The sequence below is a fragment of the Variovorax monticola genome (genome assembly GCF_051216855.1).
Taxonomy (GTDB): Bacteria; Pseudomonadota; Gammaproteobacteria; order Burkholderiales; family Burkholderiaceae_C; genus Variovorax.
This window is the reverse complement of the sequence record NZ_JBPJZP010000008.1, coordinates 189,152-211,694: the sequence shown is the minus strand read 5'-3', so window position 1 is coordinate 211,694 and position 22,543 is coordinate 189,152. Positions and strand designations below refer to the sequence as shown.

Annotated in this window: 18 protein-coding genes; 3 read left to right on the top strand and 15 right to left on the bottom strand. The window is 68.2% G+C overall.

The genetic code is table 11. From position 1 onward, the window contains the following. Window positions 1-4 precede the first annotated feature (4 nt). From ACSFA5_RS27660 to ACSFA5_RS27650, 3 genes are all read right to left on the bottom strand, one after another. The gene (locus ACSFA5_RS27660) at window positions 5-1,204 is read right to left on the bottom strand and encodes an ABC transporter substrate-binding protein (RefSeq protein ID WP_435447248.1); all 1,200 of its coding nucleotides are present in this window, start codon (window positions 1,202-1,204) and stop codon (window positions 5-7) included. Between the two features lie 69 nt (window positions 1,205-1,273). Continuing rightward, window positions 1,274-2,050: an SDR family NAD(P)-dependent oxidoreductase gene (locus ACSFA5_RS27655; protein ID WP_435447247.1), complete on the bottom strand. Its 777-nt coding sequence runs from the start codon at window positions 2,048-2,050 to the stop codon at window positions 1,274-1,276. Window positions 2,051-2,089: 39 nt separating this feature from the next. Further along, the gene (locus ACSFA5_RS27650) at window positions 2,090-3,856 is read right to left on the bottom strand and encodes an FAD-dependent oxidoreductase (RefSeq protein ID WP_435447246.1); all 1,767 of its coding nucleotides are present in this window, start codon (window positions 3,854-3,856) and stop codon (window positions 2,090-2,092) included. Between the two features lie 185 nt (window positions 3,857-4,041). Here ACSFA5_RS27650 and ACSFA5_RS27645 point away from each other — a divergent pair, with 185 nt between their 5' ends. After that, a complete protein-coding gene (locus ACSFA5_RS27645; protein ID WP_435447245.1) occupies window positions 4,042-4,839 on the top strand; it encodes an IclR family transcriptional regulator in 798 nt (265 codons plus the stop codon). A 296-nt stretch (window positions 4,840-5,135) separates the two neighbouring features. Here ACSFA5_RS27645 and ACSFA5_RS27640 read toward each other — a convergent pair whose 3' ends face one another. Genes ACSFA5_RS27640 through ACSFA5_RS27615 form a run of 6 tightly spaced genes read right to left on the bottom strand, consistent with a single transcriptional unit; the run spans window position 5,136 to window position 9,736 of the window. Continuing rightward, a complete protein-coding gene (locus ACSFA5_RS27640; protein ID WP_435447244.1) occupies window positions 5,136-5,882 on the bottom strand; it encodes a lysophospholipid acyltransferase family protein in 747 nt (248 codons plus the stop codon). 45 nt (window positions 5,883-5,927) lie between these two features. Further along, window positions 5,928-7,214 (bottom strand): dihydroorotase, encoded by a 1,287-nt coding sequence (locus tag ACSFA5_RS27635; protein ID WP_435447243.1) that lies wholly within the window; start codon window positions 7,212-7,214, stop codon window positions 5,928-5,930. Then, window positions 7,211-8,173, bottom strand: coding sequence for an aspartate carbamoyltransferase catalytic subunit (locus ACSFA5_RS27630; RefSeq protein WP_435447242.1), 963 nt, complete (start codon window positions 8,171-8,173; stop codon window positions 7,211-7,213). Before ACSFA5_RS27630 ends, ACSFA5_RS27635 begins: the two co-directional genes overlap by 4 nt. Then, complete coding sequence (pyrR, locus tag ACSFA5_RS27625; RefSeq protein ID WP_435447583.1) at window positions 8,173-8,670, bottom strand: bifunctional pyr operon transcriptional regulator/uracil phosphoribosyltransferase PyrR; 498 nt, start codon at window positions 8,668-8,670, stop codon at window positions 8,173-8,175. The genes ACSFA5_RS27630 and pyrR overlap by 1 nt, the downstream gene beginning before the upstream one ends. A gap of 5 nt (window positions 8,671-8,675) precedes the next feature. Continuing rightward, window positions 8,676-9,125, bottom strand: a complete 450-nt coding sequence (gene ruvX, locus ACSFA5_RS27620; RefSeq protein ID WP_435447241.1) for a Holliday junction resolvase RuvX — start codon at window positions 9,123-9,125, stop codon at window positions 8,676-8,678. A gap of 11 nt (window positions 9,126-9,136) precedes the next feature. Next, a complete protein-coding gene (locus ACSFA5_RS27615) occupies window positions 9,137-9,736 on the bottom strand; it encodes a YqgE/AlgH family protein (RefSeq protein WP_435447240.1) in 600 nt (199 codons plus the stop codon). Here ACSFA5_RS27615 and ACSFA5_RS27610 point away from each other — a divergent pair, their 5' ends adjacent. Continuing rightward, window positions 9,737-11,236: a cryptochrome/photolyase family protein gene (locus ACSFA5_RS27610; protein ID WP_435447239.1), complete on the top strand. Its 1,500-nt coding sequence runs from the start codon at window positions 9,737-9,739 to the stop codon at window positions 11,234-11,236. Between the two features lie 79 nt (window positions 11,237-11,315). On the opposite strand, the gene ACSFA5_RS27605 is transcribed toward ACSFA5_RS27610, so the two are convergent. The 6 genes from ACSFA5_RS27605 to ACSFA5_RS27580 form a co-directional block, all read right to left on the bottom strand. Continuing rightward, window positions 11,316-17,501, bottom strand: coding sequence for a hybrid sensor histidine kinase/response regulator (locus tag ACSFA5_RS27605; protein ID WP_435447238.1), 6,186 nt, complete (start codon window positions 17,499-17,501; stop codon window positions 11,316-11,318). Between the two features lie 32 nt (window positions 17,502-17,533). Next, window positions 17,534-19,852, bottom strand: coding sequence for a methyl-accepting chemotaxis protein (locus ACSFA5_RS27600; RefSeq protein ID WP_435447237.1), 2,319 nt, complete (start codon window positions 19,850-19,852; stop codon window positions 17,534-17,536). A 42-nt stretch (window positions 19,853-19,894) separates the two neighbouring features. After that, window positions 19,895-20,428, bottom strand: a complete 534-nt coding sequence (locus ACSFA5_RS27595; RefSeq protein WP_435447236.1) for a chemotaxis protein CheW — start codon at window positions 20,426-20,428, stop codon at window positions 19,895-19,897. A gap of 19 nt (window positions 20,429-20,447) precedes the next feature. After that, window positions 20,448-20,813, bottom strand: coding sequence for a response regulator (locus ACSFA5_RS27590; protein ID WP_435436872.1), 366 nt, complete (start codon window positions 20,811-20,813; stop codon window positions 20,448-20,450). Further along, complete coding sequence (locus tag ACSFA5_RS27585; RefSeq protein WP_081271091.1) at window positions 20,813-21,211, bottom strand: response regulator; 399 nt, start codon at window positions 21,209-21,211, stop codon at window positions 20,813-20,815. The genes ACSFA5_RS27590 and ACSFA5_RS27585 overlap by 1 nt, the downstream gene beginning before the upstream one ends. Window positions 21,212-21,295: 84 nt before the next feature. Next, complete coding sequence (locus tag ACSFA5_RS27580) at window positions 21,296-21,466, bottom strand: rubredoxin (RefSeq protein ID WP_007838397.1); 171 nt, start codon at window positions 21,464-21,466, stop codon at window positions 21,296-21,298. Window positions 21,467-21,577: 111 nt separating this feature from the next. Here ACSFA5_RS27580 and thiD point away from each other — a divergent pair, with 111 nt between their 5' ends. After that, complete coding sequence (gene thiD / locus ACSFA5_RS27575) at window positions 21,578-22,543, top strand: bifunctional hydroxymethylpyrimidine kinase/phosphomethylpyrimidine kinase (RefSeq protein WP_435447235.1); 966 nt, start codon at window positions 21,578-21,580, stop codon at window positions 22,541-22,543.

Below are 22,543 nucleotides of genomic sequence, written 5' to 3'. Positions count from 1 at the left end.
GGCCTTACTGCTTGAAGTCGGCGGCGTTGAGGCCGCCGATCAGCGCGTCGGTGTAGGGCAGCAGCTTGCCGTCCTTCCAGCGGATCCACACCAGGTCTTTCGCGGTCAGGGCTTCGTGGTTGGTCTTGCTGAAGGGCTTGTCGTAGGTCTTCAGCACGCCCTGCACGGGCGTCTTCAGGTCTTCGAGCGCCACGCGCACGGCCGAGCCTTCGGTGCTGTTGGCCTGCTTCATGGCCTGCGCGAGGATCTGCATCGAGTCGTAGCCGTGCAGCGCGAACGAGAACGAGCCCGGGGCCTTCAGCTTGCTGCCGATGCGGTCGAACAGCTTCTGCTGCGCGGGCGTGCGGGTTTCGCTCACGGTGCGCATGAAGATCGGCTTTTCGGCCAGCGCCTTGCCGGCCGCGTCGTAGAAGGTGATGTTGTCGGCCGCCCACGAGGTGAGCGTCAGCGGGAAGTAGTTGATCTTCTCCATGCTGCGCACCAGCTGCGCGATGGGCGTGCCCTGGGCCCACACCACCACGGTGTCGACGTTGGCGGCCTTCATCTTGCTGAGCTGCGAGGTCATGTCGGTGTCGCCGACGCCGAAGCGCTCGGTGGCCGCGATCTTGATGTCCTGCAGCTTGGCGATTTCTTCCATGTCCTTCAGGCCGCCCTGGCCGTAGCCGGTGGTCTCGGCCATCAGGCCCACCACCTTGGAGGCGGCGGCGTTCTTCTTCACGTAGGCCATGAGCGCGGCGACCTGCTCGCGGTCGACCATGGACACGCGGAACATGTAGTTGTCGGCGCCCGGGCTCATGGGCTTGGTGATGTCGGTGCCCGAGCCCACGTTGCCCAGCACGGGAATCTTCTTCTGGTTGGCGATGTGCTTCCACGCCATGGCGTTGCCCGAGTTGGTGGGGCCGAACACCGCGACCACCTTCTCGTTGTCGACCAGGTCGCTCATGTTCTGGATCGACTTGGGCGGCGCCGACACGTCGTCGCGCGTGACCAGCGCCAGCTTCTTGCCGAGCACGCCGCCGGCGGCGTTGATGTCGGCAATGGCCGCTTCCATGCCCAGCACCGCGGCCTGGCCGCTCTGCGCCGAGGGCGAGGCGGACAGGTCGCCGTTGTAGCCGACCTTGATGTCCTGCGCCGCGGCACCGGCGGTGAAGGCGGCGAATGCAGCAGCTGCGAACAGCGTCTTGTACGGACGGATGGTTTTCATTTTTTGTCTCCTGAGGTTGACTGACGGGGAAGCGAAAGCGAAAGCGGACGCGCAAAGGTGCGGGCGAGCTCAGACGGCGAGAAAGCCGCCGTCCACCGGCAGCACGATGCCGGTGACGTAGCGCGACATGTCGCTGGCCAGGAAGATCACCGGGCCCACGAGGTCTTCGGTCTGGCCGACGCGGCCCATGGGAATGCGCGTCATGAACGATTCGAGGCGCGCCGGGTTCTCGCGCGTGGCGGCGGTCATGGGCGTCTCGATGACGCCGGGGGCCAGCGCATTCACGCGCACGCCGGCCGGGGCCAGCTCTTGCGCGAGCGACTGGGTGAGCATCTTGATGGCGCCCTTCGAGGGCGCGTAGCCCAGGCTGGCGGCCTGCCCCGCGTAGGCCGCGATGGAGGCGATGTTGACGATCGAGCCCTTCGTCTGCTTGAGCACCGGAATGAAGGCCAGCGTGGTGTTGAAGGTGCCGTGCACGTTCACGTCGATGGTCTTCTTCCAGTTGGCCGCGGCGTTCGGGCTGCTGGTGTTCTCGCGAATGATGATGCCGGCGTTGTTGACCAGCAGATCGACGTGGCCGATCTCCCGGGCCACGCGCTCGGCGAGCGCATGGCAGGCCTCGGGCACGGTGACGTCGAGCACGAACGACCAGGCCTCGCCGCCTTCAGCGCGCACCAACTGCGCGGTCTCGCGCACGGTGGCGTCGTTCATGTCGGTGACGACCACCCGGGCGCCGGCCTGCGCCAGGCCCAGCGCCAGGGCGCGGCCGTTGCCCTGGCCGGCACCGGTGATGAAGGCGAGACGGCCTTCGAGCAGGCGGGGGGCGACGTTTGCGGGAAAGGCCATCGGCGGCTCCTGTATCTGATGGATGTGAACGAAAAGGCGTCAGGCCTTGCGGGCCAGCGGCACGGCTTCGCGCTGTTCGACCTGCAGCTGCACCGTCGCCAGCGCTTCGGCCTGCGCGAGCTCCAGGCCCGCGACGTAGCCGAAGGTCAGCGCCGGGCCGAGCGTGATGCCCGCGCCGGGGTAGTTGCCGCCCATGACGCTGGCCGCGTCGTTGCCCACGGCGTACAGGCCCTTGATGGGTTGGCGGTCAGCGTCGAGCACGCGGGTCTTCTCGTCGGTGACCAGGCCGGCGAAGGTGCCGATGTCGCCGACCACCAGCCTGATGGCGTAGTACGGGCCGTTGTCCAGCGGCGCCACGCACGGGTTGGGCGTGACGTTGGCGTCGCCCTGGTAGCGGTTGTAGGCCTTGCTGCCCTTGCCGAAGATCGGGTCGTCGCCGGTGGCCGCGGCCTTGTTGAACTCGCTCACCGTGGCCTCGAGCACGCCGGGCGCGATTCCGATCTGCTTCGCCAGCTCGGTGATGCTCGCGCCGCGCTTCAGGTACCCGCTCTTCAGGTGGCGCCCGATGGGCAGCGGTGCCGGCGCGACGCAGCCCAAGCCGTAGTTGCGCAGCGCCTTGTGGTCGCACAGCAGCCAGGCGGTGACCTCGGGCTCGCCGTCGGTTTCACAGGCCTTGACCATCGATTGCACGAAGTCGTGGTACGAGTTGCCTTCGTTCGCAAAGCGCTTGCCCTTGGGCGTGACCGCGATCACGCCGGGCTTGGCGCGGTCGATGAAGTGGGGCATCACGCCCTGGGTGCCGTCGGGGCGCGTGGTGACCGAGGCCGGCACCCACGCGGCGGCGTGCGGAATGGTGCCGTCGACGCGGCCGCCCACGGCCTCGGCCAGCCGCAGGCCGTCGCCGGTGTTGGTGGAAGGCGAAGGCGAGTAGTGCTCCTTGCCGGTGGGCGCATGCGGGAACAGCTGCTTGCGGCGCTCCACGTCGAACGGAAAGCCGCCGCAGGCCAGCACCACGCCGCGCCTGGCCACGATGCGCATCGTCTTGCCCTCGTGCTCCACCACGGCGCCCGAAACGCCGTCGTACTCGACCACGAGCTTCTTCACGGGCGAGGAGAGCCACACGGGAATGTCCAGGTCCATGGCGGCCTTGGCCAGCCGGCCGGCCAGCGCGTTGCCGTTGGTCAGCGTCATGCCGCGGCCGTGGCCGAGCACGTCCAGGAAGTGGCGGGTCAGCCGCTTGGTGACGTACCAGAACGAGGTGGGCGACTTGAAGGCCCGCATGAAGTGTTTGATCTCGGGGCCCGAGCCCAACATCATTCCGAACACGGTGAGCTCGGGCAGCGGCGGCGCGAGCTGCTTGACGCGCGCGCCGAGCTCGCGGCCGTCGAACGGGCGCGTGACCATCGAGCGGCCGCCCGGCTGGCCGCCGGGCGCCTCGGCGTGGTAGTCGGGGAACACGGGCGGCATGTCGAACTGCACGCAGGTGTTGCGCGTGAAGAAGTCGATGGCCTTGGGCCCCATGTCGAGGAAGGCGCCGACGCGCGCCGCGTCGAAGTGCGTGGTGGTCTCGTGCCGCATGTAGGCGAGCGCGGCGCCCTCGGGCTCATGAATGCCCTGCTCCGTGGCCAGGCGCGTGCCCGGAATCCACAGCCAGCCGCCCGAGCGCGCGGTGGTGCCGCCGAAGCGCGGCTCCTTGTCGACGACCAGCACCTTCAACCCCTGCGACGCCGCCGTGATGGCGGTGGACATGCCCGACGCGCCGCTGCCGACCACCAGCACGTCGCATTCAAAAGTGTTCTGTTCCATCTGCCTGTCTTGCCTCTGTTGGTGTACGTCTTAAGTTGCGGCGGAGTGTAGGCAGCGACATTGATATGGTCAAGTCGTTTAGTTACTATCAGACGATCAGTCATCGTCGATTGATCGTGACAATATCAGTAGAAACCCTGATGGCTATACTCGCCCCCACTCTCATTCCCCACGCCGGGCGCCCCATGGAAAAGCCAAGACGTGGCATTCAGTCGATCGAAATCGGAACCCAGCTGCTGGTCGCCCTCGGGCGGCATGTGGCGCCCATGGCGCTGCGCGACCTGGGCAAGTCGGCGGGCGTTCCGGTGGGCAAGGCGCACCCGTACCTGGTCAGCTTCCTGAAGGTCGGCTTCGTCGTTCAGGACAGCGCCGGGCGCTACGAACTCGGCCCGCTGGCCCTGCAACTGGGGCTGGCCAAGCTGCAGCGGCTCGACCCGATCAAGGAAGCCTCGCCGCTCATCGAGGCGCTCGCCTCGGAAACCGAACAAAGCATTGCGGTGGCCGTCTGGGGCAACTTCGGCCCGACCGTGGTGCGGCTGGAAGAGCCCATTCATCCGCTGCACGTGAACCTGCGCACGGGCACCGTGATGTCGCTGGCCTACACGGCCACGGGGCGGCTGTTTGCCGCTTATCTGCCGCCGAAGGTGGTCGAGAAAATGATGCTCGACGACCTGGCGCGCGCGCGCCCGGCGGACGGCCGGGGCTCCACCACCGAGCTATCGCGCGCGGAAATCGAGGCGCTGCTGGCCGAGACGCGGCTGCACGGCATGTCGCGCACCCTGGGCCAGCCGATTCCGGGCATCGACGCCTTCTGCGCGCCGGTGTTCGACTCCACCAACAACCTGGTGCTGGGCATCACGGCCATGGGGCCCGAGGCGACGTTCGACCGTGAATGGGAAGGCCGCGTGGCGGCGCCGCTGAAGGCCTGCGCGCTGGAAATCTCGCGCCGCCTGGGCTTCGTGCCGACAGGCGAGCAGGCCTGAGCGCACAGCCATGTAGGCACGCGCTCACGCGCGTGGTTTGCCTTATCTTGCACGCGGCGGCCGCCGGCGAGGTGAACCTGAAGGCTCACTACTTCAGGAGACCTCGATCATGAAAAGCATCATTCTTTGGCTGTGCGGCGTGCCGTTGATCGTGATCATCGCCCTGAAGGTCTTCGGCGTTTTCTGACCCACCGGTTTTTGCTCGAACTGCAATTGCGGTTCCTCCTCACGGCGCCTCGGCGTCGTTCAGCGCCTCTTCGGAGGCGCTTTTTTTATGCCGGCGGGGGTCAGCCGTATCAGTGCGGCTCGCGGCGCAGCTGCTGCACGTCTTCATGCAGCGACTGCGCCCAGACGCGGCGCTCGCGGCCGAGCGATTCCTGCGGTTCGCCGAAGCGCACGATGGCCAGCAGCGGCGGCGCGCGCAGCGTGTTCCACAGCGAGCCGGCCAGGCTGTCGTCGTCGATGTAGCGCGGGGCCTGGCTGGTCTCGCCGGTGGAGGCGTCGGCAAAGCGCAGCGCCGCGGGCAGCACGGGCGCGCCGGAAGAAATGGCGGCCTGCAGCAGGTTGGCGTGGAACGGCAGCAGGCCGCGGCCGTCGCTGGTGGTGCCTTCGGGGAACACGCCGATCAGGTCGCCGTTGCGCAGCGCCTCGGTCATGTGGTGCACCACGCGCAGCGCGTCGCGGCGGCGCTCACGCTCGATGTAGAGCGTGCCCGAGCCGGTGGAGAGCGTGCCGATCAGCGGCCAGCCCTTGACGTCGGACTTCGACACGAAGCGCACATGGCGCGCCGCGTGGATGCAGGTGATGTCGAGCCACGACAGGTGGTTGCAGATGAGCAGCACCGGCCCCTCGGGCGGCGGCGTGCCCTGCACCTTGAGCGTGATGCCCATGATCTCGAGCATGCGCCTGGACCACGCCTGCACGCGCGCATTGCGCTCCTGCTGCGGCAGGCCGGGAAAGGCGAAGCGGATCGTCCACCACCCCGCCAGCGCATGCACCACCGCATGCAACAGGCGCCAGCAGGCTTTCAGTGAATGGACCATGGGGCGTCGTGCGTGCCTGTGGGTGGGTGGTGGGTGGGCGTGTGTCTAGCCGTGCACCACGCGCCCGGCCACCAGCGTGTGGCGCGCGCGGCCCTGCAGCGGATAGCCGGCGAACGGCGTGTGCTTGCCCTGGCTCTTGAGCGCGTCGGGCTGCACCTGCCATTCGAGTGCGGGGTCGAAGATGCACAGGTCGGCCACGCCACCCTCGGCCAGCCGGCCGATGCCGGTGCCCGCGTCGGCCGCGGCGAGCAGGCGTGCCGGCGCCGAGGTGATGACCTCGATGGCGCGCGCCACGCCGGCACCGCTGCGCTCGCCCCACTGCAGCGCCAGCGGCAGCAGCAGTTCGAGCCCGGTCGCGCCCGGCTCTGCTTCGGCGAACGGCAGGGTCTTGGCGTCGGCCTCGACCGGCGTGTGGTCGGACACCAGCGCGTCGATGGTGCCGTCGGCCAGGCCGGCAGAGAGCGCATCGCGGTCGCCCTGCTGGCGCAGCGGCGGGTTCAGGCGCGCGCGGCTGTCGAAGTAGCCGATGTCGGTGTCCACCAGATGCAGCGAGTTGATGCTGACGTCGCACGTGAGCGGCAGGCCCTGCGCCTTGGCTTCGCGCACCAGCGCCACGCCGCGGGCACTCGATATGCGGCACAGGTGCACGCGCGCGCCGGTGCTCTTCATGAGCTCGACGATGGTGAAGATGGCAATGGTTTCCGCCGACACCGGCACGCCGCCCAGGCCCAGCCGCGTGGCCAGCGGGCCGCTGGCCGCGACGCCCTTGCCCAGGTCGCGGTCCTGCGGGCGCAGCCACACGGTGTAGCCGAAGGTGCTGGCGTAAGACAGCGCGCGCTGCAGCACCTGCGTGTCGGCCAGCGGCACGTCGGCCTGGCTGAAGCCGATGCAGCCGGCCTCGGTGAGCTCGGCCATTTCGGTGAGCACGCCGCCGGCCAGGTTGCGCGTGAGCGCGCCCAGCGGGAACAGGCGCGCGCCCTGCAGCTTCTCGGCGCGGAACTTGAGCATCTCGACCAGGCCGGGCTCGTCGAGCACGGGGTCGGTGTCGGGCGGGCACACCAGGCTGGTGACGCCGCCGGCAATGGCCGCGGCCATTTCGCTCTCCAGCATTCCTTCGTGTTCGTAGCCGGGTTCGCGCAGGCGCGCGGCCAGGTCGACCAGGCCGGGGGCGACGATGCAGCCCGTGGCATCGATGGTGCGATCTGCCTTGAAGCCGGCCGGCGTGTTGCCGACGCCGACGATCTTTCCGTCGGCCAGGGCGATGTCGGCCTGCTTGTCGATGCCGGATGCGGGATCGACGACGCGGCCGTGGGTGATCAGTGTGGTTTTCATGCTTCGTTGCCCGCCACGATGCTCATTACTGCCATGCGGACCGCGATGCCGAAGGTGACCTGCGGAAGGATCACGCTCTGCTTGCCGTCGACCACGGCGGAGTCGATCTCCACGCCGCGGTTGATGGGGCCGGGGTGCATCACGATGGCATCGGGCTTGGCTAGTTGCAGCTTCTCCGGCGTGAGGCCGAAGGTCTTGAAGAACTCCTGCGAGGACGGCAGCAGCGCGCCGCTCATGCGCTCGTTCTGCAGGCGCAGCATGATGACGACGTCGCAGTCCTTGATGCCCTCTTCGAGCGTGTGGCACACGCGCACGCCCATGCCGGCCATGTCGGCGGGCACCAGCGTCTTGGGGCCGACCACGCGCACTTCGGCGCAGCCCAGCGTGGTGAGCGCATGGATGTCGGAGCGCGCCACGCGCGAATGCAGCACGTCGCCGACGATGGCGACCGTGAGGTTCGCAAAGTCTTTCTTGTAGTGGCGGATGGTGTACATGTCGAGCAGCCCCTGCGTGGGGTGCGCGTGGCGGCCGTCGCCCGCGTTCACCACGTGCACGTGCGGCGCCACGTGCTGCGCGATGAGGTAGGGCGCGCCCGACTCGCTGTGGCGCACCACGAACAGGTCGGCGGCCATGGCGCTCAGGTTGGCGATGGTGTCCAGCAGCGACTCGCCCTTGGTGGCCGAGGAGCGCGCGATGTCGAGGTTGATGACGTCGGCGCTCAGGCGCTTGGCCGCGATCTCGAAGGTGGTGCGGGTGCGCGTGCTGTTCTCGAAGAACAGGTTGAACACGCTCTTGCCGCGCAGGAGCGGCACCTTCTTCACCTCGCGGTCGCTCACGCTGGTGAAGTTGGCGGCGGTGTCCAGGATGTGCGTGACGATGTCCTTGGGCAGGCCTTCGATGGACAGCAGGTGGATCAGCTCGCCGTGCTTGTTGAGCTGCGGGTTTCGCTTGTAGAGCATCAGTTGTTGTCCTCCACTTTCAGGCTGAAGGCGCCGTCTTCGGCGCGGGCCAGGGCCAGCAGTTGGGTGTCGGGGAGCGTGAGCGTGGTGGCCGCGAAATCGGCCGCTACCGGCAGTTCGCGACCGCCGCGGTCGACCAGCACGGCCAGGCGCACGCAGGCGGGGCGGCCGAAGTCGAACAGCTCGTTGAGCACCGCGCGGATGGTGCGCCCGGTGTAGAGCACGTCGTCGAGCAGCAGCACGTCGCATCCGTTCACGTCGAAGGGCAGCGCGGTCTGCGCGCTGGCCGAGAGGCCGCGGCGCGCGAAGTCGTCGCGGTGCATGGCCGAGGAGATGACGCCGGGCACGCCGGGCAGGCCCAGGTCCTTCTGCATCCGCTCGACCAGCCAGGCACCGCCGGAGGTGATGCCGACCAGCCTGGTCTCGGGGCGCATGAGCGTCTTCACGCCGTTCAGCAACTCTTTGTAGAGGGCTTCGGCATCGGGGATCGCGGAAATGGAACTCAAGGGAGACTCCTCAAAAATTGCTCCAGGATGATGCAGGCAGAGGCGGCATCGGCATCTCGCGCGCCGGAGGACAGGGCCTCGGTGGTGCTGTAGCGCTCGTCGACCTCGAACACCTGGAGATTGAAACGCCCGCGCAACTGGCGCGCGAACTTCTGCGCGCGGCGGGTGTTCTCGTGCGGGGCGCCGTCGGGGTGGCAGGGCACGCCGATCACCAGGGCGTCGGGCTGCCATTCCTTGATGCGCGCCTCGACGTGCGCGAAGCGGGCATCGCCCTCGGCCTTGATGGTGGCCTGCGGCGTGGCGCTTTGCAGCAGCCGGTTGCCGCTGGCCACGCCGGTGCGCTTCAGGCCGAAGTCGAAGGCCAGGAAGGTCTGGAAATGGGCGGGAACGACGGCGGGGGCGGGAACGGCGGAGGCAACGGGAACGGGATCGGGCACGTCAGGCATGACCACGGCGCTCAAGCGTGCCCCGCGTCGGGCGAGAGCTTCCAGGCCTCCAGGCCCAGCAGCAGCAGCGCCCTGTCGTAGCGCTGCTCGACCGGGGTGTCGAAGATCACGGCCGGGTCGGCGCCCACGGTGAGCCAGCTGTTCTCGGCCAGTTCGGACTCCAGCTGGCCCTCGCCCCAGGCCGAATAGCCCAGCGAGACCAGCACCTTGCGCGGGCCGGCGCCGGTGGCCAGGGCCTCCAGCACGTCCTTGGAGGTGGTCATCTCGAGCCCGCCGGGAATGGTCATGGTCGAGGCGTAGACCGACTCCTCGGGCTTCTCGGCCTGCGTGAAGACCGGCTCGTGCAGCACGAAGCCGCGCTCGGTCTGCACCGGGCCGCCCTGGAAGACGGGGGCCTCGCCCAGCTCGGGGCGGGACAGGTGCAGCTCGATTTTTTCGAACAGCACCTTGAGGTTGATGTCGCTGGGTTTGTTGATCACCAGGCCGAGCGCGCCGCGCTCGCTGTGTTCGCAGAGATAGACGACGCTGCGGTTGAAAGTTTTGTCTTCCATCCCGGGCATCGCTATCAAAAAGTGATGCGTGAGGTTCATCGGGGCAGAATCGGTAGCCATATGCCTCCGATTTTACTGGCCGTCGACAAGACTTACCCCAAAGGGCTCATGTGGTTCCGCCGCGATCTGCGCGTGGACGACAACGCCGCCCTCTACCGTGCCCTTCGCGCCTGCCGCCAGGTGGTGTGCGTTTTCGTCTTCGACAAGACGATCCTGGACCTGCTGCCCAGCGCCGACCGGCGGGTCGAGTTCATCCGCGAATCGCTGGTGGCGCTCGAAGCCGAGCTGCGCGCCCTCGGCGGCGGGCTGATCGTGCGGCACGCCGTGGCGGCGCAGGAGATTCCAGCGCTGGCCCGCGAACTCGACGTGCAGGCCGTGTTCGCGAACCGCGACGACGAGCCCGATGCGCTGGAGCGCGACGCCAAGGTGTTCGGCGCGCTGGCCAATGCCGGCGTGACCTTCCACACCTACAAGGACGCCACCGTCTTCGACCGCGACGAGGTCATGACCAAGACCGGCCAGCCGTACACGGTGTTCACGCCGTACAAGCGGGCCTGGCTGGCCAAGGTCGACTCCTTCTTCCTCAAGCCGTACCCGGTGCGCAGCCACGCCGACGCGCTGGTGCCCTCCCCCCAGGCCTACGGAGAGCCGGTGCCCGCGCTGCGCGACATCGGCTTCGAGAAGACCAACCTCTCGGCGCTGGAGATTCCCACCGGCACCCAGGGCGCGGGCGCGCTGTTCGAAGATTTTTTCGAGCGCATCGACCGCTACGAAGACGCGCGCAACTTCCCGGCGGTGCGCGGGCCCAGCTACATGGGCGTTCACCTGCGCTTCGGCACGGTGTCGATACGCCAGCTGGCCAGCGTGGCGCACCAGCTCTCGCTGCAGGGCAACCCGGGCGCGGCGACCTGGCTGAGCGAGCTGATCTGGCGCGACTTCTATTTCCAGATCCTCATGCACTTTCCGCATGTGCACAAAGAGGGCGAATCGAAGAGTTTTCGCCCCGAGTACGACAAGATCCAATGGCACCACGGCAAGCACGCCGACCAGCTGTTCGAGGCCTGGTGCGAGGGCCGCACCGGCTATCCGCTGGTGGACGCGGCCATGCTGCAGATCAACCAGAGCGGCTACATGCACAACCGCCTGCGCATGGTGGTGGCAAGCTTCCTGTGCAAGGACCTGGGGCTGGACTGGCGGCGCGGCGAGGCCTACTTCGCCACGCACCTGAACGACTTCGAGCTGGCCTCCAACAACGGCGGCTGGCAATGGGCCAGCTCCAGCGGCTGCGACGCGCAGCCCTACTTCCGCATCTTCAATCCGGTGACGCAGAGCGAGCGCTTCGACCCCGAGGGCAAGTTCATCCGCCGCTACCTGCCGCAGCTGGCAGGGCTGTCGAACGCGGCCATCCATTCGCCATGGACGGCCTCGCCGGTGGAGCTGGCAGCCGCCGGCATCAAGCTGGGCGACACCTATCCGACCCCGGTGGTGGACCACCCCGAGGCCCGCGAGAAGACGCTGCAGCGCTACGGGGTGGCGCGGGCAAAAGCCGTGCAGAAGTAAGCCCGCGGAAGCCATCGCCGCAGCAATGACAAAGGGGCCTCGCGGCCCCTTTTGTCTGGTCGATGCTCGCCGGCCGGCGTCAGGCCGCGGCGGCCAGCGCCGGCTCGCTCGTGTACGCACGCACCAGTCGCAGCAGTTCCTCTTCCGAGTAAGGCTTGCCCAGGTAGTGGTTCACGCCCAGCGTGCGCGCGTAGTCGCGGTGCTTCTCGGCGATGCGCGAGGTGATCATGATGATCGGCAGCTCGGCCAGGGCCGCGTCGGCGCGGATGTTGCGGGCCAGGTCGAAGCCGTCCATGCGCGGCATCTCGATGTCCGACAGCACCACCGCCGGGCGCTCCTGCTGGAGCCGCTCGAGCGCCTGCAGGCCGTCGGCCGCGAGCGACACGCGATAGCCTTCGCGCTGCAGCAGGCGCTGCGTGACGCGGCGCACGGTGATGGAGTCGTCCACCACCAGCACCAGCGGCACCTGCGGCACCACCGGCGCCAGGGCCACCGGCGCTTGCGGCGCATCGCCCTCGGCATGGGCCGGCGCAGCGAGCGCAGCGGCCTGGCGCTCGCGCGCCAACTCGCCGTGCACCGCGGCCAGCGCCACCGGGTTGTAGATCAGCGCCACCGCGCCCGAGGCCAGCACCGAGATGCCGGCCAGGCCGGGCAGCCGCGCAAGCTGCGGGCCGAGGTTCTTCACCACGACTTCCTGGTTGCCCAGCACTTCGTCCACGTGCAGCGCCACGCGTTGCGCCGCGCTTCGCACCACGACCAGGGTGTTGCTCCTGCTGGCCACCTGTTCGCTGCGGGTGGAGTGCTGCAGCAGCGCGCCGGCCCAGTAGAACGGCACCTGTTCGCTGCCGAACGGATGGCTGTTCTGCCGGTAGGCCGACTGCAGGTCGGTGGCGTTCACACGCTGAACCAGTTCGACCAGGTTCGACGGCACGCCGATCGACACCTCGCCCGCGCGCAGCATCACCACGTGCGTCACCGCGGTGGTCAGCGGCAGCACCAGCTTGAAGGTGGTGCCCTGGCCGGCAGTGCTGTGCGTTTCGATGCGTCCGCCGATGGCCGCGATCTGCGAGCGCACCACGTCCATGCCGATGCCGCGCCCGGCCAGCTCGGACACCTGGCCGGCGGTCGAGAAGCCGGGCTTGAAGATCAGCTCGGTGGCCTCTTCGGGCGACAGTTCCTGGTCGTGGCCGAGCAGGCCCAGCGTGCGGGCACGCTCGGCAATGCGTTGGTGGTCGAGGCCGGCGCCGTCGTCGCGGAAGCTCACCGAGACGTCGTTGCCCTCATGGTGCAGCTCGATGACGATCAGGCCGCTGGCATCCTTGCCGGCCTGCTCGCGTGCCTGCGCGCTCTCGATGCCGTGCGCCACGCAGTTGCGCAGCAGGTGCTCGAAGGCGGGCGTCATGCGTTCCAGCACGCCGCGGTCCATCTCGATGGAGCCGCCGACGATGTCCAGGCGCACCTGCTTGCCGGTGTCCTTGGAGGCCTGGCGCACCACGCGGTACAGGCGGTCGGAAATGCCTTCGAACTCCACCATGCGCGTGCGCAGCAGGCCGCGCTGCAGTTCGCGCGTCTGGCGCGCCTGCACGCTCAGGTCGTCTTCCGTGGCCTGCACCGTCTTTTGCAGCGTGCGCTGCACGGTGGCCACGTCGTTCACCGACTCGGCCATCATGCGCGTGAGTTCCTGCACGCGGGTGAAGCGGTCGAACTCCAGCGGGTCGAAGCTCTGCTGCGAGTCCTTGGCTTGCGCCAGGCGGGACTGCATCTGGCTTTCGGCCTGCACTTCGATGTCGCGCAGCTGCTGGCGCAGGCGGTCCAGGTTGCCCGTGAGGTCGGCGAGCGAGCCGCGCAGCTGGCCCAGTTCGGCCTCCAGGCGCGAGCGCGTGATGATGACCTCGCCGGTCTGCGCGACCAGGCGGTCGAGCAGCTGGGTGCGGATGCGCACGGCCTGGCCGGTCGCGGTGCGCAGGGGCTGCAGCATGGCCGGCGCCGGGCGCGGTTGCAGCATGGCCGGCGCGGTGGCGTCGGTGCCGGCGGCATCGCCTGCATCGGCCGCCGGCGCAGCGGCCGTTTCGTCGTTGGCCGGTACCGGCGCGTCGTGCGCCACCTGCACCAGCTGGGCGGCCGGTACGGAAGCGGTTGCGGAGGCGACGATCTGCGCCAGCTCGACCTGCGTGGCGTCGTCCGCCTCGCGCAGCGCATCGAAGGTGGCCTGCAGGGCGTCGAGGCGCGCGAGCAGTTTCTCGATGTCGGCGCGTTCGGCGCCCTGGGAACCCAGCACTTCGATCTCGGACTCCATGCGGTGGGCGCGCTCGCCCAGACGCATGGCGCCGGCCAGCCGCGCACTGCCCTTGAGCGTGTGCAGCGTGCGCAGCACCGACGCGCGCGGCGCGCTGTCGTCGGGGTGGTGCGCCCACTGGCGCAGGGCTTCGCCCAATTGCGGCAGCAGATCGGCGGCCTCTTCCTCGAAGATCGGGAACAGGTCGATGTCGACCGCGTCGGCCAGGTCGATGGCGTCTTCGGAATCGTCCAGCGCCACGTCGGCCACGCTGTCGTGCACCACCACCTGTTGCGGCGGCCGGACTTCGGCGCGCATGGCGACTTCGGTGGGCATGGGCGCGGCGGCAATGTCGCGCAGCGCCTGCAGCGTGCCTTCGGCCGGGTCGCGCAGGAAGCCGACCGCGAACTGGTGCAGCAGGCGACGCAGCTCGTCGGCCGCGGCGACCAGCACCAGGCCCTGTTCACGCGTGCCGCTGCCTTGCATCTGCAGGTGCTGCAGCGCGGCTTCGAGCAGGCGGGCCATGCCCGACAGGCTGTGGAAACCCACGGTGGCCGAACTGCCGGCCAGCGAATGGGCCATCGCCACGGTCGAGTCGGGCAGGCGTTCGTGCGATTCGAGCGCCCACTCGCCCACGTCGGTGGCCAATTGGCGCGACCACTCGTCGGCCTCGTTGAGGTAGACGTTGTAGAGCGCGATGCCGATGCGCAGCGGGCCGATGACCTTGACCTGGTCTTCGGCGCCGGATGCCACGGCGATTTCTTGCGTGACCGGCTCGACAGGCGTGGCGGGCACGGCCGCAAGCAACGGTTCAGGCGCTTCTTCGGCGGCGAGGATCTGCGCTTCGACGGGTTCTGGCGGCACCTTGAGGATGGGCACGGCCACTTCGGCGACCGCCGGTGCGGCCTCGGGTTCGGATTCCGGCTCGGGTTCTGGCTCGATGGCCAGCAACGGTTCGGGCGCTTCGACAGGCGCTTCGTCGATCGGCTCGACGGACGCTTGCGCTTGCGCGGGCTCGTCGCCCGGCGGCTGGGCGGCCTCGGTGACTTCGGGCTCGGCGGCCTGGACCGTCAGCGACTCGGGCTCCCAGTCGAAGTCGGGCAGGGCCGTCTCGGCCGGGAGGGTCGCTTCGATGACCTCGGGCGCCGCGTCGATGAGCTCGGGCTCGGGTTCGGGCTCGGATTCCGGAACGGGCTGAACCACGGGCTGGACGGCCACGGGCTCAGAGCGCGCGGGCTTCCTTGCGTGCGCCAGGAAATCGAACTCGTCGCCGCTGGGCAGGCTGAGCAGCGGTGCAGGTTCGGTCGTCTGCTTCGAATCGAAGTCCAGGAAGTCGGTCGAGGCAAAGTCGTCGTCGGCTTCGAGGGCGGCGGGCTTCTCGGGCTCGTCCCAGGCGACGGTCTCGAACGCTTCAGGTTCTGCGGGAGCGGCCGGTGCGGCAACCGGGGCGGACGCAGGCGCGTCCTCGGTCAGCGACAGATCGGGCAGGTCTGGCAGGGTGGTGGGCAGCGGCGGCAACGAGGCCACAGGTGGCAACGAGGGCGCAGGCGCGGGCGTTTCCGCCGCGATATGGCGCGCGGCGACCGCCAGGGCCTGCGCATCGGCCAGGCGCACCGGCGGCGGCACGGGCTCGCCCGCCAGCAGCGCGTTGGCCACGCGGCTGAACTGCGAGGCCTGCCAGCCGTGGGCTTCGCCCGCAGCAATGGATTCGACCCACTGGCTGAACTCCTTCAGCGTTCTTTCGGTGCCCGACAGCAGCTCGGGCGTGGCGGCGCGCTGCTCGGCCAGCCAGGTGTTGACCACCTGTTCGAGCGACCAGGCGGCGTCGCCGAAGTCGGTGAGGCCGACCATGCGCGAGCTGCCCTTGAGCGTGTGGAAAGCGCGACGCAGGATCGTGAGTTCTTCGGTGTCGTCCGGGTAGCTGGCGAGTTCGGCAATGGCGGCCAGACCGGCCTCGACCACTTCGCGGGCTTCGTCCAGGAAGATGTTCTGCAGGTCGTCTTCTTCGAGCTCGGTGACCTCGGTGTCGGGCAGCGCCGAGGGGCCGGATATCTTGTTCGTCCAGCTGTCGGCCTTGTTGCTGAATTCCTCGATCGGCGAGACCTTGGCCTTGCGGTTGGGCGTGGCCAGCGCAGCGAGCTTCGACGCGATCTGGGCGTCGACTTCCTCGATGCTGAGCACGGCTTCGGCTGCCGGGGGCTGGCTGGGCGCGGCGCTGTCGGTGGCCGTGCTGTCGGTGGCCTGGCGGCCCATGAGCGGCTTGAGTTCGCCGGCTTGCGCGTCGAACACGAACAGGCGCTTGGCCAGCGCGGGCTGGTAGCCCAGCATGTCGATCAGGAAGCCCAGCGCGCCCAGGTTGTTGCCCAGCGCGTCGAAGCCGGCCATTTCCTCGGCGGGCGAAGTGCTGACGAGCATCGCCTCGACGTCGTCGCGCATGCGCTGCACGGTGAGCGCGGCCTGGTCGAGGCCGAGCACGGAGAACACGCCGCGCATCTGCATGAGTTGCGTGGGCACGGTGCGCAGCAGGCCCTTTTCGGCGGGCCGGCGGAAATACTGGTCGAGCGACTTCTCGAGTTCGCTCAGGTGGCTGCGCAGCTCGTCGACCACGGTGCCCATGGTCTGGCGGTCGCTCACGCGGCGGTACAGGTCTTCCATCCACGGCTCGAGCGGCTCGGAATGGCCGCCTTCGCGCACGCGTTCGATGCGCCCGGCGAGCAGCAGGGTGCGGGAGGTGAGCTGCGGGTCGCTCGGGTCGAGGTCTTCGAGCGCGGCTTCCAGGTACAGCACCGAGGTGGCGACTTCCATCGCGAGTTCGGTGCCGGGCGCCTGGCCCGAGCGCAGGGACGCTTCGACCGCGTGGGTCAGCGCCTGCACCATCGGCTGGCTCGGCGGATGCAGCTTGTGCAGCGACTCGCCCAGTTGCGCGAAGGTGTCGGCCACCTGGCGGGTGCGGGTGATGTCGCCGCCCGAGAGCGCCGACCACATTTCCTTGGCGGTCTCGATGCGCTTGCGCGCCTGTTGCAGCACCAGCGGATCGAAGCGGCCGAACTGTTCGGCGTTGTAGTCGATGTGCGGCTCGCCGGCGATACCCCAGGCGCTGCGCACGGCGCGCAGCGTGGCGGTGTCGTCGCCGTCGGCGGGCACGGCCTGCGCGCAGAAGAACAGCAGGTCCTGGCCCAGGCGGTCGGACACCACGCTGTCGCCGCGCGCGAGCGTGGCGTACTGCAGCAGCACGCGCGAAGCGGCGCGCTTGACGTAGGAATCGGGGACGATCAGGCCGGCGGCCAGGGCCTCGAAGAAGGCCGCGGCCAGGGTCCAGAAGCTGGCGACGCGGGGCAGCAGCGCACCGCGCCCGAGCCCCAGGCACAGCGCATGCAACCGCCGCGCGGCGTGCACGTCGCCGGTCTTGACGAGCTGCAGCACCTCGCGGTCCAGCCGCGAGCGCACGGACGGTTCATACGCGATCGCGGCCTGCGTCAGTGCGGGCTTGACCTCGACCCAGCGCCATGCGGTGCTCCAGAGGTCGGCCGGGTGCACACGCTCGTTGCCGACCAGTTCCAGCACGTCCCGGTACTGCGGGAACAGCGCCACCGACGACACCGACTTGCCGCCCAGCAGGGCGTTGAGGAAATCGGTGACGGCGAAGCCGGCGCGTTCGATCTTGAGCACGGCGGCGTCGGTGCAACGCTGCGGTTCGGCAATGAAGCCCTGCACCGCGAACTCGATGGCGCCGAGCACCAGCGCGGGCGAGGGGTGGCCCACCATCTGCAGCGCGCCGACGGCCTGGTGCAGTTGCAGGCGGGCCATTTGCAGCGGGCCGCTCTCGGGCTCGGCGGCGGTGCCCACGTCGCGCACGAAGCGCCGCAACGACTTGCTCACACCGTCGAGGGATTTCTGGATTTCTCCCAGCACCCAGGCCAGCGGCCCCAGGTCTTCGGTGGCCGGCAAGGTGCCGGCAAGAGGGGCCGTGGCAGGGGTTTGGATCGACACGTTGGGTGCTCGCCGTTCTTATCTATCTGAGGTCAGGCAATCTTGAAACGGGCAACGGAGCGGCGCAGTTCTTCCGCCATCTGCGAGAGCTCGCGCACCTGCTGGGCCGTGGTACGCGTGCCTTCGCCGGTCTGTTCCGTCACCGCAAAAATGTGCTGGATGTTCGCTGCCACCACGTTGGCCGAATCGGCTTCGCGGGAGGCGGATTGCGAAATCTGCTCGATCAGGTCGGCCAGGCGGCGCGACACGCGGTCAATCTCGGTCAGCGCGGTACCGGCGTTGTCGGACAGCTTGGCCCCTTCGACCACACCCTGCGTGGAGCGCTCCATGGCGCCCACCGCATCCTGGGTGTCGGTCTGAATGGCTTTCACCAGTGCGGAAATCTGGCGCGTGGCGTCGGCGGAGCGTTCGGCCAGACGCTGCACTTCTTCGGCCACCACCGAGAAGCCGCGGCCGGCTTCACCGGCGGACGCGGCCTGGATGGCGGCGTTCAGCGCCAGCACGTTGGTCTGTTCGGTAATGTCCGAGATCAGCTCGGTGATTTCGCCAATCTCTTGCGACGACTCGCCCAGGCGCTTGATGCGCTTGGAGGTTTCCTGGATCTGGTCGCGGATGGAGTTCATGCCGCCGATGGCGTTCTGCACGGCCTGCAGACCCGAGGACGCGGCTTGCAGCGACTGGCGCGCCACCGTGGCGGACTCTTGCGCCTGCGAAGACACGCCGTTGATTCGCTCGGCCATGGTCAGCACCGACTGGCCGGTTTCGCGAATCTCGCGCAGCTGTTCGGTCGAGGCGGCGAGCAGTTCGGTCGAGGTGCTTTCCACCTGCGACGTCGTCTGCGCCACGCGGGTGGCCGTGTTCTGCACGTTGCCCACCAGCAGGCGCAATTCTTCCACCGTGTAGTTCACCGAGTCGGCGATGGCGCCGGTGATGTCCTCGGTCACGGTGGCTTCCTGCGTCAGGTCGCCTTCGGCCACTGTCTGCAGTTCGTTCATCAGCCGAAGAATGGCGGCCTGGTTGGCGTTGTTCACGCGGCCGGCTTCGTCGGAGGCCTGTTCCGCCGCCAGACGTTCGCGTTCGGCGACGACGGCACGTTCGCGGCCTTCGCGCACCTGCACGAAACCGATGGCACCGGCCAGGGCCAGGGCGGCCAGCGACAGCACGAACAGCAGCACGATGGTGCCGGCGCCCAGGCCGGTGCGTGCGGAGAGCTTGTCCTGCAGGTCGCCGAGCGATTTGCGCAGGGGTTCGCTGTCGGTCAGGATCGACGCCTGCGCTTCGCGCGCGGCCACCAGGCCCTGCAGGTTGCCCAGAATGGCCGAGGCCTGCGTGCGCATCTGCTCGTAGGTCTTCAGGATGGCTTCGAGCTGCTCGCGCGTCTGCGGGTCGCGCGAGCCGGGGAAGCGCTGCTGCGCATTGCCGTCGAGCAGGCCGCGGGTGGTTTCCTGGAAGGTGTTCAGGTCCTTGCCGAGCAGGAACACGGCGTCGGGGTTCACACCCTCGACCGTGAAGAACTCGTTGGTCGACTTGCCGATGCGCTGCGTGAGCATCACCAGCTGGCCGGCGGCCGAGATTTCGGGCAGCGTGGCGTTCTGCTGCATCTTCAGCGAGGCGACGGTTTCCGTCATTTCAAGCAGCGTGGACGACTGCTGGTTGATGTCGCGCAAGGCGGCACCGACCTGCGTCAGGATCTGGCGCTGGGCCAGCACGGCCTTGGCGCTGGCATCGGCGCGGGTGACGAGAGGGTTGATCTTGTTCATCTCCTCGTCGTACTGGTTGCCCACGCGTTCGAGGCGCAGCGAGTCGTCGCCGTTGGTCAGGCCCGCCACGCGGCGGGACAGGTCGTCCGAGCTTTCCTTCACTTCGACGAACGCCGAGGCGCTGCCGACCAAGGCCTGCGAGATCGACTTGGCAAGGCGCTGCGACTGCATCAGCGACTGGCCGGTGGCCGCCACCTGCTGGGCGAGGCGTTCCGCGCGAAGAATGGCGGAGCCGGCCACCAGCAGCAGCAGCAGCACGACCACGGCCAGCAGGATGGCCAGGATGCGCTGTTGCTTCGCCGGGTTGGCACCCGCGCTGCCACCCGAGGCGGCGGGCGCGGGGTCGATCACTGCGGCCGCTGGCTCGTTGGCGGCGTTGCCGCCACCCGGCAGGTCGAGGTCGCCGAAGCTGGTGTCCGTGGGCGCGGAGGAGCTGCCCTTGCTGGCGAGGCGCACGGTTTTCTCGTCCGGCACCTGGACCGTATCGACGTTGTCGATCGACAGCGTGGAGCCGGAGCCGTCGACGCCGGCCTTGTCGTTGCCGTTGTTGGCGGGCAGTAATTTCTTGAACTTGTCGGCGATCGAGCTCACGGTCGGTCCTTCAGGTGGTTTCGGGTGCGGTGTGCCGAGGCACTACGCACCAATACTCAAAAACTGGGGTTGCTGCGAAAGCGCCTGCAGGTTGATTTCCTGCCAGCGCTCTCCTGCCGCATCGGTGTACAGATGCCCGTGCCAGGCAGGTGCGTCTGCGCCGGGGGCTTCGGAAGCCGTGAAGGCCTCCGCGCCACGCAACCCCGCCAGTCGATCGACCAGCAAAGCGCAGTTGACTTCGAGCAGCTCGTTGAATGCAACGAGCCGCGACTGGATGCGCGCCGCCTCGGTGGGGGCCTGCGTGAGCGGGCCGCCGGTGGCGAAGGCCGCCAGCTGCACCACGCCGTACAGGCCGCCGCGCAGGTTGGCCACGCCGAGGAACCAGGGTTCCGTGTAGGGCACGGGCTGGGGCGGCGTCCAGGGAAAGATTTCGCCGGCGTGTCCCAGCGGGAAGAGGTACTTGCCCTCCCCCGCCTCGACCGCCAGCCACGTGGCCGCCACGCCCGTCGTGCGAGCAGCCTGCAGGCGGCTCGCCAGCCGGGACTGGAAGGCTCTCAGAGCATCGCGATTCGCCATGGACTCGACGGTCTCTCGCTCAGACCAGCGCGCTGATCTTGGACATCAGGTCGGCCGCGTTGACCGGCTTCACGATGTAGTCGCGCGCGCCTTGGCGCATGCCCCAGACGCGGTCGGTTTCCTGGTTCTTGCTCGTGCACAGGATGATCGGAATGGCGGCGTACTTGGGGTCGCGGGCAATGGCGCGCGTGAGCTGGAAGCCGTTCTGGCCGGGCATGACGACGTCCATGAGGATCAGGTCGGGCTGCTCCTCCTCGAGGCGGCGCATGGCATCGTCGGCGTTTTCGGCGGTCTTGACGGCAAAGCCGTTCTTCTGGAGGAGGTCGGACAGGAACATCAGTTCCGTCTTGGAGTCGTCGACGACGAGGATTTTTCGAATCGGCATTACTGCGCTTCCTGTTGAACGATGCCAAACTGCTGCACGGCCTGCAGCAGCTGGTCTTTGGTGAAGGGCTTGGTCAGGTAATCCTGGGAGCCGACCATGCGGCCGCGCGCCTTGTCGAACACGCCGTCCTTGGACGACAGCATGACGACCGGCACGTTGGAAAAATGGGCGTTGCGCTTGATGATGGCGCAGGTCTGGTAGCCGTCGAGCCGCGGCATCAGGATGTCGCAGAAAATCAGATGCGGCTTGTGGTCGTTCACCTTGGAGAGCGCATCGAAGCCGTCTTCCGCGAGAAGAACCTCGTGCCCGCCCTGCTTCAGAAAAATCTCGGCACTGCGCCGGATGGTGTTGCTGTCATCGATGACAAGCACCTTGTAACCGGATCCATTCGGGCCCATAGCAAAAGCTCCTGCTCATGAGACTTGGGAGCCCGCCGCGCCGAACATCGACGCAGACCGCGTAGCTCTATCTATGCCATGCTTTCAGATTTCAACCATTTCGAAGTCTTCCTTGCGCGCACCGCACTCAGGACAGGTCCAGTTCATCGGAACATCGGCCCAGGCCGTGCCTGCCGCGATGCCGTCTTCTGGCACACCAACCGCTTCGTCATAGATCCACCCACAAATCAGGCACATCCAAGTTTTCGTGTTCATCGGAGCTTAAAGTCCTTGTTCATTAAATGCAACGAGTGTATCTATGCGTATCTCACTGGCCGACCGTAAACGTCGCGCCTATGCCACCATCCAGGGGATTCAGCACGGCGTATGACCATCTACTTACTTCCAGCAGAGAACGCCCGCAAACCGGGCGATCTTAACGACCCCTCGCAGGACGACGACGAGGTGTCCGAACGTGACCTGAATCCCCCCTGCGTGCTGGTGTTCAATGCCAGCGACCCGAGCGGCGCGGGCGGCCTGGGCGCAGACGCGCTGGCCATGGCGTCGGTGGGCGCACACGTCCTGCCCGTCGTGACAGGCGCCTATGCCCGGGACACGGCCGAGATCTTCGACCACTTTCCTTTCGACGAAGAGGCCATCGCCGAGCAGGCACGCGCCATCCTGGAGGACGTGGAGGTCCAGCTGATCAAGGTCGGCTTTGTCGGCTCCCCCGAGGCGCTGAGCACCATCGCCGAGACCGCCGCCGACTACCCCGAGGTGCCGGTGGTGGCCTACATGCCCAACCTGTCGTGGTGGGACGAGAACCTGATCGAGCCCTACCTGGACGCATTTCGCGAGCTGGTTTTGCCTCAGACAACGGTGTTGGTCGGAAACCACAGCACCCTGTGGCGCTGGCTGCTGCCGGACTGGAGCGGCGAGCGCCCGCCCGGCGCGCGCGACATCGCCAAGGCCGCCGGCGAGTTCGGCGTGCCCTATACGCTGGTGACCGGCATGGTGCTGCCCGAGCAGTTCATCGACAACGTGCTGGCCTCGCCGCAGTCGGTGATGGTCAGTGAAAAGTACGAACGGCTCGAAGCCGTCTTCGCCGGCGCCGGCGACACCCTGTCGGCCGCGCTGGCCGCGCTGCTGGCCAGCGGCACCGACCTGGTGGCCGCCACGTCCGAAGCGCTGGCCTACATGGACCGCTGCCTGGACGCGGGCTTTCGCCCCGGCATGGGCCACGTGCTGCCCGACCGGCTGTTCTGGGCCGAGCCCGAGGACGACGAAGACGAGGACGACGAACCCGATGTGCCGCAGGACTTCGCCCTGCCCCCTCACGACACCCGACACTGA

Excerpts from the sequence above, each read along its gene's own strand:
- ACSFA5_RS27640 (WP_435447244.1), bottom strand. The coding sequence starts at position 5,882 with ATGGTCCATTCACTGAAAGCCTGCTGGCGCCTGTTGCATGCGGTGGTG.
- ACSFA5_RS27615 (WP_435447240.1), bottom strand. The coding sequence starts at position 9,736 with ATGGCTACCGATTCTGCCCCGATGAACCTCACGCATCACTTTTTGATA.
- ACSFA5_RS27655 (WP_435447247.1), bottom strand. The coding sequence starts at position 2,050 with ATGGCCTTTCCCGCAAACGTCGCCCCCCGCCTGCTCGAAGGCCGTCTC.
- ACSFA5_RS27630 (WP_435447242.1), bottom strand. The coding sequence starts at position 8,173 with ATGCTCTACAAGCGAAACCCGCAGCTCAACAAGCACGGCGAGCTGATC.
- ruvX (WP_435447241.1), bottom strand. The coding sequence starts at position 9,125 with ATGCCTGACGTGCCCGATCCCGTTCCCGTTGCCTCCGCCGTTCCCGCC.
- ACSFA5_RS27590 (WP_435436872.1), bottom strand. The coding sequence starts at position 20,813 with ATGCCGATTCGAAAAATCCTCGTCGTCGACGACTCCAAGACGGAACTG.
- ACSFA5_RS27610 (WP_435447239.1), top strand. The coding sequence starts at position 9,737 with ATGCCTCCGATTTTACTGGCCGTCGACAAGACTTACCCCAAAGGGCTC.
- ACSFA5_RS27595 (WP_435447236.1), bottom strand. The coding sequence starts at position 20,428 with ATGGCGAATCGCGATGCTCTGAGAGCCTTCCAGTCCCGGCTGGCGAGC.
- ACSFA5_RS27580 (WP_007838397.1), bottom strand. The coding sequence starts at position 21,466 with ATGAACACGAAAACTTGGATGTGCCTGATTTGTGGGTGGATCTATGAC.
- ACSFA5_RS27660 (WP_435447248.1), bottom strand. The coding sequence starts at position 1,204 with ATGAAAACCATCCGTCCGTACAAGACGCTGTTCGCAGCTGCTGCATTC.
- ACSFA5_RS27585 (WP_081271091.1), bottom strand. The coding sequence starts at position 21,211 with ATGGGCCCGAATGGATCCGGTTACAAGGTGCTTGTCATCGATGACAGC.
- thiD (WP_435447235.1), top strand. The coding sequence starts at position 21,578 with ATGACCATCTACTTACTTCCAGCAGAGAACGCCCGCAAACCGGGCGAT.
- ACSFA5_RS27645 (WP_435447245.1), top strand. The coding sequence starts at position 4,042 with ATGGAAAAGCCAAGACGTGGCATTCAGTCGATCGAAATCGGAACCCAG.
- ACSFA5_RS27650 (WP_435447246.1), bottom strand. The coding sequence starts at position 3,856 with ATGGAACAGAACACTTTTGAATGCGACGTGCTGGTGGTCGGCAGCGGC.
- ACSFA5_RS27635 (WP_435447243.1), bottom strand. The coding sequence starts at position 7,214 with ATGAAAACCACACTGATCACCCACGGCCGCGTCGTCGATCCCGCATCC.